The 11,903-nt window shown below is 52.2% G+C and carries 15 protein-coding genes and 1 tRNA gene; 5 read left to right on the top strand and 11 right to left on the bottom strand.

Going from position 1 to position 11,903, the window contains the following annotated elements; all coding sequences use genetic code 11:
- Nucleotides 1–1,238: tetratricopeptide repeat protein (locus R6U67_RS13950; RefSeq protein WP_410253100.1), on the bottom strand; the 1,238-nt coding region annotated here is incomplete at its 3' end.
- Nucleotides 1,239–1,565: 327 nt separating this feature from the next.
- On the opposite strand from R6U67_RS13950, the gene rpsF reads away from it, so the two are divergent.
- From rpsF to R6U67_RS13930, 4 genes are all read left to right on the top strand, one after another.
- Nucleotides 1,566–1,901, top strand: coding sequence for a 30S ribosomal protein S6 (gene rpsF, locus R6U67_RS13945; RefSeq protein ID WP_159790984.1), 336 nt, complete (start codon nucleotides 1,566–1,568; stop codon nucleotides 1,899–1,901).
- 164 nt (nucleotides 1,902–2,065) lie between these two features.
- On the top strand, nucleotides 2,066–2,494 hold the full coding sequence (gene rplU, locus R6U67_RS13940; protein ID WP_410253099.1) for a 50S ribosomal protein L21: 429 nt from the start codon (nucleotides 2,066–2,068) through the stop codon (nucleotides 2,492–2,494).
- Between the two features lie 98 nt (nucleotides 2,495–2,592).
- Nucleotides 2,593–2,856: a 50S ribosomal protein L27 gene (rpmA, locus tag R6U67_RS13935; protein ID WP_410253098.1), complete on the top strand. Its 264-nt coding sequence runs from the start codon at nucleotides 2,593–2,595 to the stop codon at nucleotides 2,854–2,856.
- A gap of 423 nt (nucleotides 2,857–3,279) precedes the next feature.
- Complete coding sequence (locus R6U67_RS13930) at nucleotides 3,280–3,753, top strand: GNAT family N-acetyltransferase (protein WP_410253097.1); 474 nt, start codon at nucleotides 3,280–3,282, stop codon at nucleotides 3,751–3,753.
- Here the strand turns inward: R6U67_RS13930 and R6U67_RS13925 are convergent.
- The 6 genes from R6U67_RS13925 to R6U67_RS13900 all read right to left on the bottom strand — a co-directional run bounded on the left by R6U67_RS13925 (nucleotide 3,692) and on the right by R6U67_RS13900 (nucleotide 9,033).
- Nucleotides 3,692–4,630, bottom strand: a complete 939-nt coding sequence (locus R6U67_RS13925) for a sensor histidine kinase (protein WP_410253096.1) — start codon at nucleotides 4,628–4,630, stop codon at nucleotides 3,692–3,694. The genes R6U67_RS13930 and R6U67_RS13925 overlap by 62 nt on opposite strands.
- A 67-nt stretch (nucleotides 4,631–4,697) precedes the next feature.
- Entirely contained in the window at nucleotides 4,698–5,276 is a 579-nt protein-coding gene (locus R6U67_RS13920) for an L-threonylcarbamoyladenylate synthase (protein WP_410253095.1), read from the bottom strand.
- 128 nt (nucleotides 5,277–5,404) lie between these two features.
- Nucleotides 5,405–6,334 carry a peptide chain release factor N(5)-glutamine methyltransferase gene (gene prmC, locus R6U67_RS13915; protein WP_410253094.1) on the bottom strand — a complete coding sequence of 310 codons (930 nt, stop codon included), beginning with the start codon at nucleotides 6,332–6,334 and terminating at the stop codon, nucleotides 5,405–5,407.
- 31 nt (nucleotides 6,335–6,365) lie between these two features.
- The gene (locus R6U67_RS13910) at nucleotides 6,366–7,214 is read right to left on the bottom strand and encodes a Tic22 family protein (RefSeq protein ID WP_410253093.1); all 849 of its coding nucleotides are present in this window, start codon (nucleotides 7,212–7,214) and stop codon (nucleotides 6,366–6,368) included.
- Between the two features lie 140 nt (nucleotides 7,215–7,354).
- Entirely contained in the window at nucleotides 7,355–8,296 is a 942-nt protein-coding gene (locus tag R6U67_RS13905) for a helix-turn-helix domain-containing protein (RefSeq protein WP_410253092.1), read from the bottom strand.
- Nucleotides 8,230–9,033 carry a pseudouridine synthase gene (locus R6U67_RS13900; protein ID WP_410253102.1) on the bottom strand — a complete coding sequence of 268 codons (804 nt, stop codon included), beginning with the start codon at nucleotides 9,031–9,033 and terminating at the stop codon, nucleotides 8,230–8,232. Before R6U67_RS13900 ends, R6U67_RS13905 begins: the two co-directional genes overlap by 67 nt.
- A gap of 130 nt (nucleotides 9,034–9,163) precedes the next feature.
- Here R6U67_RS13900 and R6U67_RS13895 point away from each other — a divergent pair, with 130 nt between their 5' ends.
- Nucleotides 9,164–10,093 (top strand): TIGR01777 family oxidoreductase, encoded by a 930-nt coding sequence (locus tag R6U67_RS13895; protein ID WP_410253101.1) that lies wholly within the window; start codon nucleotides 9,164–9,166, stop codon nucleotides 10,091–10,093.
- A gap of 128 nt (nucleotides 10,094–10,221) precedes the next feature.
- On the opposite strand, the gene R6U67_RS13890 is transcribed toward R6U67_RS13895, so the two are convergent.
- The 4 genes from R6U67_RS13890 to R6U67_RS13875 all read right to left on the bottom strand — a co-directional run bounded on the left by R6U67_RS13890 (nucleotide 10,222) and on the right by R6U67_RS13875 (nucleotide 11,815).
- Nucleotides 10,222–10,413, bottom strand: coding sequence for a hypothetical protein (locus R6U67_RS13890; RefSeq protein ID WP_068788912.1), 192 nt, complete (start codon nucleotides 10,411–10,413; stop codon nucleotides 10,222–10,224).
- Nucleotides 10,414–10,725: 312 nt separating this feature from the next.
- The gene (locus R6U67_RS13885; RefSeq protein WP_410253091.1) at nucleotides 10,726–11,145 is read right to left on the bottom strand and encodes a tetratricopeptide repeat protein; all 420 of its coding nucleotides are present in this window, start codon (nucleotides 11,143–11,145) and stop codon (nucleotides 10,726–10,728) included.
- 136 nt (nucleotides 11,146–11,281) lie between these two features.
- Complete coding sequence (locus R6U67_RS13880; RefSeq protein ID WP_087710318.1) at nucleotides 11,282–11,638, bottom strand: HesB/IscA family protein; 357 nt, start codon at nucleotides 11,636–11,638, stop codon at nucleotides 11,282–11,284.
- Nucleotides 11,639–11,743: 105 nt separating this feature from the next.
- Nucleotides 11,744–11,815 (bottom strand) — tRNA-Val (locus R6U67_RS13875).
- Between the last annotated feature and the right edge of the window lie 88 nt (nucleotides 11,816–11,903).

The raw sequence follows: 11,903 nt of genomic DNA, 5'->3' as shown, positions 1-11,903 counted from the left end.
CTGGAGTAGGCATTGCCCAAATTGCCCAGGACACGGCCTTCCCCAGGGCGATCGTCCAAGGCTCGGTAGAGTTCTAAAGCCCGTTCCCAAGAGTCCAGTGCTTCTCGAAACTGACTGCGGTTGAATTGCTGAATTCCCTGCTCTAGTAATTGGTCAGCTTCAGCCCTCGCACTTGCACGCTCCTGTCCCCGTTGATAGTCGTCAGGGCTAATGGCTGCCACCGTCAGCCGGTAGCGTCCCCGCCCCGAAGCGTCATGGGCATTAGCCATCACCGAATAGGAACCCGTTTGGGGAAGTTGAATAGAGATTAGAGAATTTAACCCTTCACCACCATCATCATCTTCTGCGACCCGCTCACCCTCAGGGCCAAACAGAATCAGATAGGCATCAAAGTCGTCACTATTGAGGCGAATTTCAAGGAACTGTCCCAGTTCTCCCTCAAAGGTGTGCAGGTCGTACAAACTGCCATCCTGTAAGACCTCATTACCGTCCTCTAGTTGCCCTTCGACCTCTAGTAAGGCTGCTGTTTCAGAGTGGGCAACGAGTTCGTTGAACAGAACGACGGCTTGACGGTATTGCTCTAGAGCGCGATCGTACTGGCCAAGGTTGCGGTAAGCCTCGCCCAAATTGTTCAGGGCGCGGCCTTCCCCAGCGCGATCGCCGATCTCGCGGGTGATCGCCAGGTATTGTTGATAGAAGTCAATGGCGCGCTCGTACTGCCCCAGATTGTTGTAAACATTGCCCAAATTGTTCAGGACGCCGCCTTCTCCCGTGCGATCGCCAATCTCGCGGGCGATCGCTAGAGATTGTTCATAGAAATCAATGGCGCGCTCGTACTGGCCCATACTGCTGTAAGCAATGCCCAAATTGCCCAGGGCGCGGCCTTCCCCAGGGCGATTCGCTGCTGCTCGGTAGAGTTCTAAAGCCCCTTCCCAAGAGACGATCGCTTCCCGAAACTGACTGCGATTAAATTCCTGAATTCCCAAGTTCAACAGGCGATTGGCTTCGCTAACGCGGAGGTCAGCTTGGGTTAAGGTCAATTGAGAGGGGGACAACTCCATATCCACAGATGACGCCGTTGAGTTTTGGCCCAAGTCAGAGAGAGGCCACAGTTCCCCCGAGATCCCCTGGGTGGAAGTCCCGATATCTTGTCGTCCGGCAGCCATTACCCCTTCCATCACCGACAGCCACAGAGCCGTCACCACCATCGCACTCAATAACTTGCCCCCATTAGCCATTGTTGCTAGCTCCCTCGAATCACTCAGTGAATTTACTGATGCCTTGATAGCTTATATTTCTGGGTGGGATGGACTTATTCACAAATGCGCCACAAAGTCGGTCGAAAATCGCGACTCTCCCCTCCCGGCAGCCGAGAGAGGGTAATCCCATTTTTCGATATTGTAGGGGCGAAAAATTTTTCGCCCCTACTGCGATCGCATCGATCGCCAACAATTTCATCAATAGCACCCTCTTTTGCGATACACTGGAAGATCCTTGCTTCAGTGCCACTCAGTCATGAGCGAGACACCGAAGCCACTCCGACCACAAGGACTTTACAACGGCGAATGAAAGAGTTTATCTACGAAACCATGTACATCCTGCGCCCTGACATCGGCGAAGAGCGCACGGATGGGGAAATCGACAAATATCGCAATATTTTGCTCGAAAACGGCGCGGAAGACCTCGATGTCCAACATCGTGGCAAACGTCGCTTAGCCTACGACATCCTTAAACATCGGGATGGCGTCTATGTGCAAATGAACTACAAGGCTCCCGGCGCCTCCATCGCGGTCATGGAAAAAGCGATGAAATTCTCCGATGATGTCCTGCGCTATCTCACCATCAAGCAACCGGTGCAACAGCCGGATGCCGATGACGAAGACGGCGACGAAGAAGAGTAAACCAGCGCAGAGAAACTTGACAGCCCCTACACCTATGGGTGATAATTAGGGGTTTAGTTTTGTGTCACTGCTCGGAACGGGTGATGAAAACGCCAAATCGACGCCAACTCGACCTAACCGGCGAATTTTGGCTACCCCTACGGCATAGTTTTGAGGACAGTTGAATGACTTACGCAATTATTGAAACCAGCGGAACCCAAATCATGGTAGAACCCGGTCGGTTCTACGATGTAAACCTACTCGATGCGGCTCCTGGAGACGAAATCACCATCGATAAGGTGCTGTTTATCCGCAATGAAGACGATGCTCACGTCGGTCAACCCTGGGTTGAAGGCGCAACGGTTCGGGGGACGGTGCTGCAACACCTCCGGGGTCGTAAGGTCATCGTCTACAAGATGCAGCCGAAGAAGAAAACCCGCAAAAAACGGGGACATCGCCAAGAACTCACCCGTTTTGCAATTTCGAGCATTTCGGTCAATGGTACGGTGTTAGCGGAAGCTGAAATCCCCGCTCCCCGTGGCTTAGATTTGGAACCGGCCACGACCGATGAACCGGCTGAGGTGGCTGAAATGGTCTCGGCTGAGGCAGAATAGAGGTTTGTGGGGGTGGCCGTCGTGTCTGCTTCGACTCCCCCTAGACGGTGAACTCACCGTTGGAACATCATTGAATGTAGCGTGGAGATTTTTAAATCATGGCTCACAAGAAAGGAACCGGTAGTACAAGAAACGGTCGCGACTCTAATTCTCAGCGATTGGGTGTGAAACGCTATGGCGGTGAAGTCGTCACGGCGGGAAATATCCTCGTTCGTCAGCGTGGTACTAAAATCCATCCTGGTATGAATGTCGGTTTGGGTAAGGATGACACTCTGTTTGCTCTGATTGACGGGATTGTCACCTTTGAGCATAAAACCCGCAGCCGTAAGAAGGTGAGCGTTTATGCTCCTTCTGATGCTTAGGGATAGACGGATTTGAGTCAGTCTATCCCCGGTACAATTCTGGCTCGGCTGGCTCTAGTCTAATTCAGCAGTGCGTTTTCTTTTGAGAACGTGCTGCTTGTTTTTTAGAAGGCCGATTCCCACAAGGAATGATGCGTTTGGACTGATTCGGGCAAGATTCCCGCAAGAATGATGCGTTCGGGCAAGTTTGATGCGAGCGGTCAAGGCCCAACACGTTATCTACGCCCGGACGCATCCTACCGGCTTCTCCCCTGTTCCCTGTTCCCTGTTCCCTGTTCCCTTCCCCATGTCACTAAACGATCGCTAAGTTTGTATTTGCCGATACTAAAATTTGGCAAAGTTTGCTACAACTATTTCAGCTTGACCACAACACACCACAACGGTCCCATCTTTTTAAGACGGGGCAAGGAGATACCAAGCGCTATGGATTGCCGTCACATTCGCTTCTGCTCTCGTAAGTCGGAGATTGATTTCACGCAACTTAAGTCTTTATTTGAACTCTCAGCATTTTGGGCCGCCGATCGCAGTTTCGAGGACTGGAAAATCGCCATCGAGAATAGTGTCCCGACGATTACCGTCTGGGATGGCGATCGCCTGATTGGCTTCTCTCGCGCCACCTCCGATGGGGTCTTCCGGGCCACCATCTGGGATGTGGTGATTCACCCGGAATATCGCGGCGTGGGCCTCGGACGCAAGATGGTCGAAACGCTCTTGAGTCATCCCCACATGAGCCGGGTTGAACGAGTCTATCTCATGACCACTCACCAGCAGCGGTTCTACGAACGCATTGGCTTTGAGGAAAACCAAACCACCACGATGGTTCTACAAAACCAACTCATTCTGACTCAGTTTCCGGGGGTGGAGGAACCTGTTGTAGCCGGTATTGAAGCCGACTAAGCCAACCGGAATCGTCTTCGGGAGGCGGTTGGAGGATGTCTAACTGACCTCCCATGATGTCGAGCAGGGTATAGTCCACCAGCCAACTTAACCCGGCTGAGAGGTGGGGTAAGTCGGTGGCGGAAACGGGGATTTTTGGCTCGGGAGGGGGCGATCGCAACTGTTCGACGGGTTCGTTCCAAAGATCTAAAGGACAGGGAGAATCTAGCCAAATATAGACCTGATTCTGCCCTTCTACCGAGGACGACAGGCGTAAACTACCTTCACTCATCCGATCCACGACCGCCATGATTTGATGTAACAACACTTGCAGCAGAGGTTTGTAATCGGCCTGTACCCACAGATCCCCGGCCGGCATTTGTACCTCATAGTGATAGTTACGGTTCGCCACTTGCATGGCGGAGAGTTCCCGGACTTCCTCGAACACATCATAGAGGCGCACGGGTTCGACTTTCAGCGGCGATCGCCCCTGTTCGGCCCGGGCCACCTTGAGGACGATATCCAGCATCTCCACCATTTTTAGGGAATACTCATGAGCGCGACTGAGAAAATCTCGTTCTTCGTCTTGGTCTTCACATAAATCATTCAAAATGAGTTGATGGGTACCAATTAACCCACTCAGGGGCGATCGCAATTCATGGGATATCCGCGCCAAAAATCCCCCTTTAAAGCGACACATCTCTTGAGTCAGGTGAATTTGCAATGTTAGCTCTTCGAGACGCTGTAGCATCGACTGGCGCTCATCGTCGAGGCGATCGCATCGCTCAACCAACGCCGCCACTCGTTGACGAAGTTGGGGATCAGCAATTTGGGCTAACTCCGCCTCAGTTAGAGTGACATCATTCTTCTGAGACAAATCCGAGTGATCTAGGGTCATGCCAGTTTTTAAGCGTCTTCTCGATTAACCCCCAGCTTAACGGTCTCATCAGTGGATGGGTCAACCTCTACAACTCTACCGCTCCCTGTCGCAGAATCCGCCAATCACCGCCCGTCCATTGCACAACCGTCGAGGGGAGTCCTGACCCGATACGGTTCTGATAGACTTCTGGATCTAATACGCACAGGGAGGGAAAAGCCGCCGCAATGGCCGCCGCCTCTCGTAAAGGGGGTTCTCCAGAGCGATTAGCACTGGTAGTCGCGAGGGGGCCGGTGACGGATAATAGTCTCTGGGCGATCGCACAATCGGGAACCCGAATCCCCAAGGTCCCGGAACCTCTAGGATTCATCCCCGCTGGAACCTTGGCACTGGCCGGCAAAACTAGCGTCAACGCACCGGGCCAATGCTGGTTCACCATCTCTTGCCAAATTGCCTGTTCATCAGGGGTTCCCTCAACATAGTCCCAAAGATCGTCGGGACTCGCTCCCATCAAAATCAAAGGTTTATCGAGGCTACGTTGTTTGAGGTGATAAATCGCCTCCGTTTTTTGAGGGTCGACGGCCAAGGCCGGAACGGTATCCGTCGGGAAACTCACCACAGACCCAGCTTTGGCAGCATTAACAATGTCGTTGTAAGCGAAAAACATAGAGCAAGAAGGCAAAAGACTAAGAAGGCAAGAGGGGGGAACACCGGAACAGAAACAACATAGTATCCTAACAACGTAGTACCCTTGTGGTCGCCCTCTTGCGCCATTAATTGATTACCATTAATTGATTATTGGTGACGTTTTTTTGTCTGCGTTCGGACAAAGCGATCGTGACCGGCGAAATCTCGAATCACATGAGGCGTCTCATAGTTACCGTTGTCTTGCAAGAGTTGACAGACGGCGGGGGACTGACCACTCATGATTTCCACGAGCCAGACTCCTCCCGGTTGCAGATAGTCAGGAGCCGTTTGAACCAGATGACGCAGAGCCGTTAAGCCATCATCACCGCCATCGAGGGCGAGGTGGGGTTCGTGGCGGCTGACTTCCGGTTGCAGGTGAGGAATCTCGCCACTGGGGATATAGGGGGGATTAGATAGCATTCCTTCAAGGTGTCCTTGCTGTGCGGCTAGAGGCTCAAACCAACTGCCTTGATGGAATTGAATGCGATCGCCCAATCCATGACGCTCAGCATTGGTTCGGGCCAGATTTAGGGCCTCAGCACTACAGTCTACAGCACAGATTTTAGCCTTGGTAAGGGCTTGGGCGAGGCCAAGGGCGATCGCCCCGCTTCCCGTGCCTAAATCGACCCAAATTCCGGCGCTATCTGCCCCTTGGGTCTCCAGAACGATGTCAATCATGGCTTCCGTTTCTGGACGCGGAATGAGGACGGCTGGGGAAACCAGGAGATTGAAATTGCGCCAGGGAACTGAGCCGAGAAGATATTGTAGGGGAGTGCGATCGCGCAGACGTTTTGCCCAGAGTTGGCTCAGGTCTTCGAGAGAACGACTCAGTTCGAGGCGATCGCCCGGTTGTCCCAAGCGGAACTTGAGGCGATCTAACCTAGCTCCCTCATATAACAGCCAATCCACCTCAGCCGGGTCAATCTCCTGAGCCAAAGCACCGCTACGGGCCTGGTTGCGCCAGGCCCGTAACTCCGACACCGTTACCGCCACTGATCCTCTACGACTCGGATGCACCCCTTGAGATCTCACTCCCATACATCTTCTTAGTACGTCTCCCTAGATCGATCTAGTTCGACCCCGGAAGTGGAGGCGCACCGCTTCCCGGCTGAAGTTGGGGTTGTTGCTGCTGTTGCTGCTGTTGCATCTCCCGCATCATGTTCCCAACAAACTCCAAGGAATCACTATCAGGAACAAACATCAACTGTCCTACCGTTTCATTTTCCTCATTTCGCAACGTTTCCAAGACCCCCTCAAGTTGAACCACATCCGTTTCCACCGTTGACGCAAAATCGGGCTGTTGTTCCTCGAAGTGAGCGATAACATTATCCAAATCATCCCGATCAAAGAATAGAGGAATAACCGTTTCTCCGTTAAACTCAACGGTCATATACCCCTGCTCCGGGCCAGCCGTTGCCATAAACAGAGGCACTCCTGGATAGATATATTCTCCATTTTGTTGTACAAGTTCCCCTTCCCGACCACTATCGAGCAGCACGGAAACCGCCGATTCAATATCCTGACGAGTGGGAACATAGGAAAACTCAATCGGCGTATTTTGATCTCGGTTCCTCTGTTCAAGCTGATAAATTTCGGCCAAGGAAATCACCGTAACTTGAACCTCTCCAGCCATTTCCGGCTGCTCTTGCGTGAGGCGTTCAACAAAGCGATTGGCATCTTGAGGGTTCATGAACACCCCGGCCACCTCCGTCATTTCACCATCCCGTTCAGGATTGGAAATACTTGCAATCAGAGGCGAACCCTCGGCATCCGTAATCGCAAAAACCGGAACCGATGATAGCTTTTGCACAATTTCATCTTCAGACAAAGCGAATGCCGGATTAGGGGGGGTCATCGCGCCAAACAGCGTCCCTCCCATGAGTCCCAACATAGCGCCCCAGCGAATTAATGATTTCATAGAAACTCCTTGAAACTCCTTAGTCAATCGTTGCCGAATGTAGCCCATTATTTGATCTAAGGCCATAGACCCCTTGGCGATCGCCTTAAGCAGACAGTGTTTAGAATGCCACAAGGCCATCCGAGAGCATCGTCTTACCATCAGTTGGCCGATGTTGGGGCATTTCCAGAACCGGCTCCCGCGCGCGAATCCGCCACAACGGTCAATTCCTCAACACTTCCCGGTGCACCCATCGGTTGCGCCTCATCGCCATTAACGGCGATCATCACGCCTCCAGCATTCCCGGCAATCACCGTCAGTTCACGGTTAGCGCTCCAGGTATGAGTTCCCTGACTGAGCATCCCCTCAAAGGTCGTCTCGCCATCGGCGACCACCTGAATCCAGGACTCATCCGTGAGGGTGACCCCGACTTGTACCTGTTGAGAGGGATTATTACCCGAATCTGACGAACTCGCATTAGCCGTCACCGTTGAGGGGGTGATTTCAGGGGGGGAGACATCTCCAGACGCCGGCCGAGGGGTCAACTCATCGAGATGATCAGCCGTTTGCGACGGTGCGATGGAACTATCGGGACTGCGAGAATCCGAATTCACCGATTCCGACAGTCCTCGAACCGAGACAATCACCAGGAAAATATAAAGAAGATACAGGTGGAACGGACGCAGTTGTGTAATCGAGGAACCGCGCCAACTCGACTGGCTCGGAGTTGACTCGTTCCCCGTGGGAAATTCCCGAGCATAGGTCGAGCCATCTAAGCCAACATAATCGGCAAAACGTCGCAAAAATCCCTGAACATAGACCGGTTCAGGAAGCCTCGTCAGGTCACCGTCTTCAATAGCTCGTAGTAGGCGAGCCGGAATCAGGGTTTGTCGGGCGATCGTATCAATGGCCAAGGACTGCTCCTGACGAAGTTCCCGCAACTCGGCACCCATCGTCGCCAGGGTCCGCGCTTGGATTTGTACCAGGCTGAGCGTTTCCTTTTTCTGTTTTCGTTTGAACTGAATCCGCGAGAACTTCATCCGCTGTGCTCCTTGAGCTTCGATCGCACGCCTACTGATTTTAGGGTGAGTTGCGTTTGCCATGACTGTAAGGCATTAATTTCTGATGGGGTCAAGCAGCGATAACACCCAGGGGCTAAGGGATTCTCGGATTTAGGGTTCAATTGTACTGAGCCAATCTTCCTTCGGTGCAAGGTCTCAACCCGATGCCCAAGTTGTTCAGCAATACGACGAATCTGGCGATTGCGACCCTCAGTTAACACCACTTCAAGCTGAGTTCGCCGTTGGCCCTCTCGAAACGTCACTTGTACCTGAGCCGGTTGAGTTCGGCGTCCATTGAGGATGATCCCGTCTCGCCATTGTTGCAATCGTGCTTCTGACGGAGATCCTTGGACCCAGACCTGATAGGTCTTGGGTACATGATAGCGAGGATGTGTTAAAGCATAGGTCAGATGACCATCATTGGTCAGCAACAGCGCTCCCGTTGACTCGACATCCAGACGACCCACTGGGTGTAGTCCTTGTCCTTGGGCCAAGTGTCGCGGCAGAAGACTGAGTACCGTGGGTCGTCCATGGGTATCCCGACAGGTGCTGACGACACCCGCTGGTTTATTGAGGAGGATATACCATCGTTGTGGTTCTTGCTCAGGATTAACTACGCGACCATCCACGAGGATGCGATCGCGTTCAGGATGAGCTTTCGCCCCCAACTCGGCCGTGGTTCCGTTCAGGCTGACTCGTCCTTGACGAATCAGGTCTTCGGCACGGCGTCGGGAGGCGATGCCCCAATGAGATAAGAGTTTTTGTAGTCGTTCTTCCACGCGCGAACAGATGGCAGATGCCAAAGTGAAAGCTGGCTCCGGTGTAAGGGCCGGGTTGTTACACAAATCTTACATGGAAATCCCCCCATTGATAGTATGAATAGGGAAATCTCAAATTCAGGGTTTAATGATGAAAGTGGCGATCGCAGGCGGAACGGGTTTTGTCGGGCAACAGTTGGTACGACAGCTGACTCAGGATGGGGCTTCGGTAGTGGTGTTAACCCGCAATCAACAAAAGGGGAAACGACAATTTCCCGCCTCAGCGTTTCCAACGGTAGAGGTGATTGCCTATGAACCTCGTCAGTCTGGTCCCTGGCAGGAGTCCATTTCTGGCTGTACTGGGGTGGTCAATTTAGCGGGGGCGCCGATTGCTGATCACCGCTGGACGGCTGAATATAAACAGGAAATCCTCGAAAGTCGCACGCAAACCACCGAAAAACTCGTCGAGGCGATCGCCGCCGCCCCAGACAAGCCCCAAGTGCTGGTTAACGCCTCAGCCGTGGGCTATTACGGAACCAGTGAAACGGCAGTCTTTGATGAAACAAGCGCTCCAGGAGACGATTATTTAGCCCAAGTCTGTCAAGCCTGGGAAGCCGCCGCCAAAGAGGTCACCGCCGCCGGAACTCGTTTAGTGATTGCCCGCTTTGGCATTGTTCTCGGTCCCGATGGCGGAGCGCTCGGCAAAATGTTAACCCCATTTCAGTTGTTCGCCGGGGGGCCGATTGGGAGTGGGAAACAATGGGTGTCTTGGGTTCACCGTCAGGATGTGGTGCGATTCCTCAGCGAGGCCCTCTCCAATCCAGACTTGTCTGGAGTCTATAATGCTACCGCCCCCAACCCGGTACGGATGCAAACCCTCTGCCACGTCTTAGGTGAGGTCATGTCTCGTCCGTCCTGGCTACCGGTTCCTGAGTTTGCCTTGGAGTTACTTTTAGGCGAAGGTGCCATGGTGGTCTTGGATGGTCAACAGGTGTTACCCAAGCAAACCTTGGCGGCAGGGTTTGACTATCGCTTTGAAACCCTCAAACCCGCTTTAGAGGATGTTTTGGCTCGCCAGTAGGCAGATCGGAGATCCTGCAACCCACCCATGAAAAAGGCAACACCTGAGGAGGTGTTGCCGAAAAGATGTTTAGCTAAAGTTTTCTGTTTCAGAGTCCGGAACATCCAGAACCTTAGACCTTAACGGTTCTAGTCAACCAGGTCTTCGACGGATTCGAGATTGTCGGGATCAACATAATGGCAGCTCACGTCATCGAAGCAGATGAGTGCCCAGCCGGACTCGTCAACGCCCATAAGCTGATATTGTCCATCACGGACGAAGAACCCTTGGTGGTTACGGGTTTCGGGCTTAATGGAAACGTTGTTGTTAGTATTACTCATGTGATGTTTCTCCTTATAAAGTTGTGATTGGAATAGTTAATGTCTGACTTCACACAATCTTATCACTATCTTTTTGAGTTTTTTATAAAGTAATCTAAGGAATTGTGAAGCACCTGTTACAATCTCCGAGAGATTCTCAGGAACTAAATTAATCTGAAATCCAGTCTAGCTAAGACTTTCACGAGTTGAGAGGGGAAACTGGGATGGGTGAAATTAAAGGCGATCGCCCCCCATATCGAGATCAGACTCATCCAACCATCCCTCAGTTTTCCCCTCAATTTCTTAACAGAACGTTACAATTGAGCGGAATTTCTAAGCAAAGAGCCAATTTTGGACTCGTTTGAGATTTTCCCAGTCCGGTTTACGAGTGAGTCCATCTTGACAGTTGCGCTGAAGTTCCTCCCGCAACTCGTCTGAATAGGCCATCACCTCAAGAGCGCGATCGACATGCTCCCGAACCCCCTTCTTCTCGGTATCGAGCATCGCTAGGGCTAAGTTAACCTGGGCTTGAGGATCTTGGGGACTGAGTTTGACGGCTTTACTCGCGGCTTTATAGGCAGATTTCGGACGATCGCCAAGCAGATAAAGCCAGGCCAGACAAGTCCAGGCGGCGCTATTCTTGGGGGCGCGATCGCAGATATCCTTAAACACAGGGATCAGCTCATCAACCGACTCACCATTCTGATAGCGGGCGATGGCCTGTTCAAATTCCGTTTCGACAGGTGCATTCATAAGATACGAGACTCCAACAAGATAGGGGTGATCAGCCAAAGACGGGATCTCCAGCCATAAAAAGAGGGACGTCTTCTAAAAAACGCCCCTTCCTAAGATACGGGAAATTGAGAATCTTCTCGCTAGTTCCGGGAAACTACGCCGAGAACGAGCTACCACAACCACAGGTTTGAGTGGCGTTGGGGTTCGTGAAGGTGAAACCACCCCCAATCAAAGCGGTATTATAATCTAGCACTAAGCCATAGAGATATAAGAGGCTCTTGCGATCGCAGACCACCTGAAAGCCCTCATAATCATAGACTTCATCCTCTTCACGGACATTGCCCGCGTCTTCAAAGTCCATCGTATAGGACATTCCAGAACAACCGCCCTGACGAACGCCAACCCGCAAAAACAGGTCTTCTCCCTGCTGTTGACGCAACGCCATCACCTGCTTGAGCGCCGTTTCGGTCATCTGAATACCCCGTTGCGGAGCTTGAGTTGCTTGAGTCATCGGTATACAGAACTCCTAAACTGAGTTGAACAAGGGTAAAATAAACTCTTACCCCATGATAGTTAGATCTCGCCCGTGATTCTATTCTCGTTAAAAAAAAATAAATGGGCGATACTGGATTCGAACCAGTGACCCCTTCCGTGTGAAGGAAGTGCGCTACCACTGTGCTAATCGCCCATAGACTCCCATTATAGCCGAAGCCGCAAAGTTTGGCAAGAGGGGGAAGAAGGCAAGAGGCAAGAGGCAAAAGGCAAGAGGCAAGAGG

It is taken from the genome of Sodalinema sp., assembly GCF_046483825.1.
Lineage (GTDB): Bacteria > Cyanobacteriota > Cyanobacteriia > Cyanobacteriales > Geitlerinemataceae > Sodalinema.
The sequence above is the reverse complement of the archived record's forward strand: the minus strand, read 5'-3'. Positions and strand labels throughout refer to the sequence as shown.

Excerpts from the sequence above, each read along its gene's own strand:
- R6U67_RS13905 (WP_410253092.1), bottom strand. The coding sequence starts at position 8,296 with ATGGCAAACGCAACTCACCCTAAAATCAGTAGGCGTGCGATCGAAGCT.
- R6U67_RS13920 (WP_410253095.1), bottom strand. The coding sequence starts at position 5,276 with ATGTTTTTCGCTTACAACGACATTGTTAATGCTGCCAAAGCTGGGTCT.
- rplU (WP_410253099.1), top strand. The coding sequence starts at position 2,066 with ATGACTTACGCAATTATTGAAACCAGCGGAACCCAAATCATGGTAGAA.
- R6U67_RS13925 (WP_410253096.1), bottom strand. The coding sequence starts at position 4,630 with ATGACCCTAGATCACTCGGATTTGTCTCAGAAGAATGATGTCACTCTA.
- R6U67_RS13895 (WP_410253101.1), top strand. The coding sequence starts at position 9,164 with ATGAAAGTGGCGATCGCAGGCGGAACGGGTTTTGTCGGGCAACAGTTG.
- R6U67_RS13930 (WP_410253097.1), top strand. The coding sequence starts at position 3,280 with ATGGATTGCCGTCACATTCGCTTCTGCTCTCGTAAGTCGGAGATTGAT.
- R6U67_RS13880 (WP_087710318.1), bottom strand. The coding sequence starts at position 11,638 with ATGACTCAAGCAACTCAAGCTCCGCAACGGGGTATTCAGATGACCGAA.
- prmC (WP_410253094.1), bottom strand. The coding sequence starts at position 6,334 with ATGGGAGTGAGATCTCAAGGGGTGCATCCGAGTCGTAGAGGATCAGTG.
- R6U67_RS13890 (WP_068788912.1), bottom strand. The coding sequence starts at position 10,413 with ATGAGTAATACTAACAACAACGTTTCCATTAAGCCCGAAACCCGTAAC.
- R6U67_RS13910 (WP_410253093.1), bottom strand. The coding sequence starts at position 7,214 with ATGAAATCATTAATTCGCTGGGGCGCTATGTTGGGACTCATGGGAGGG.
- R6U67_RS13885 (WP_410253091.1), bottom strand. The coding sequence starts at position 11,145 with ATGAATGCACCTGTCGAAACGGAATTTGAACAGGCCATCGCCCGCTAT.
- rpmA (WP_410253098.1), top strand. The coding sequence starts at position 2,593 with ATGGCTCACAAGAAAGGAACCGGTAGTACAAGAAACGGTCGCGACTCT.
- rpsF (WP_159790984.1), top strand. The coding sequence starts at position 1,566 with ATGAAAGAGTTTATCTACGAAACCATGTACATCCTGCGCCCTGACATC.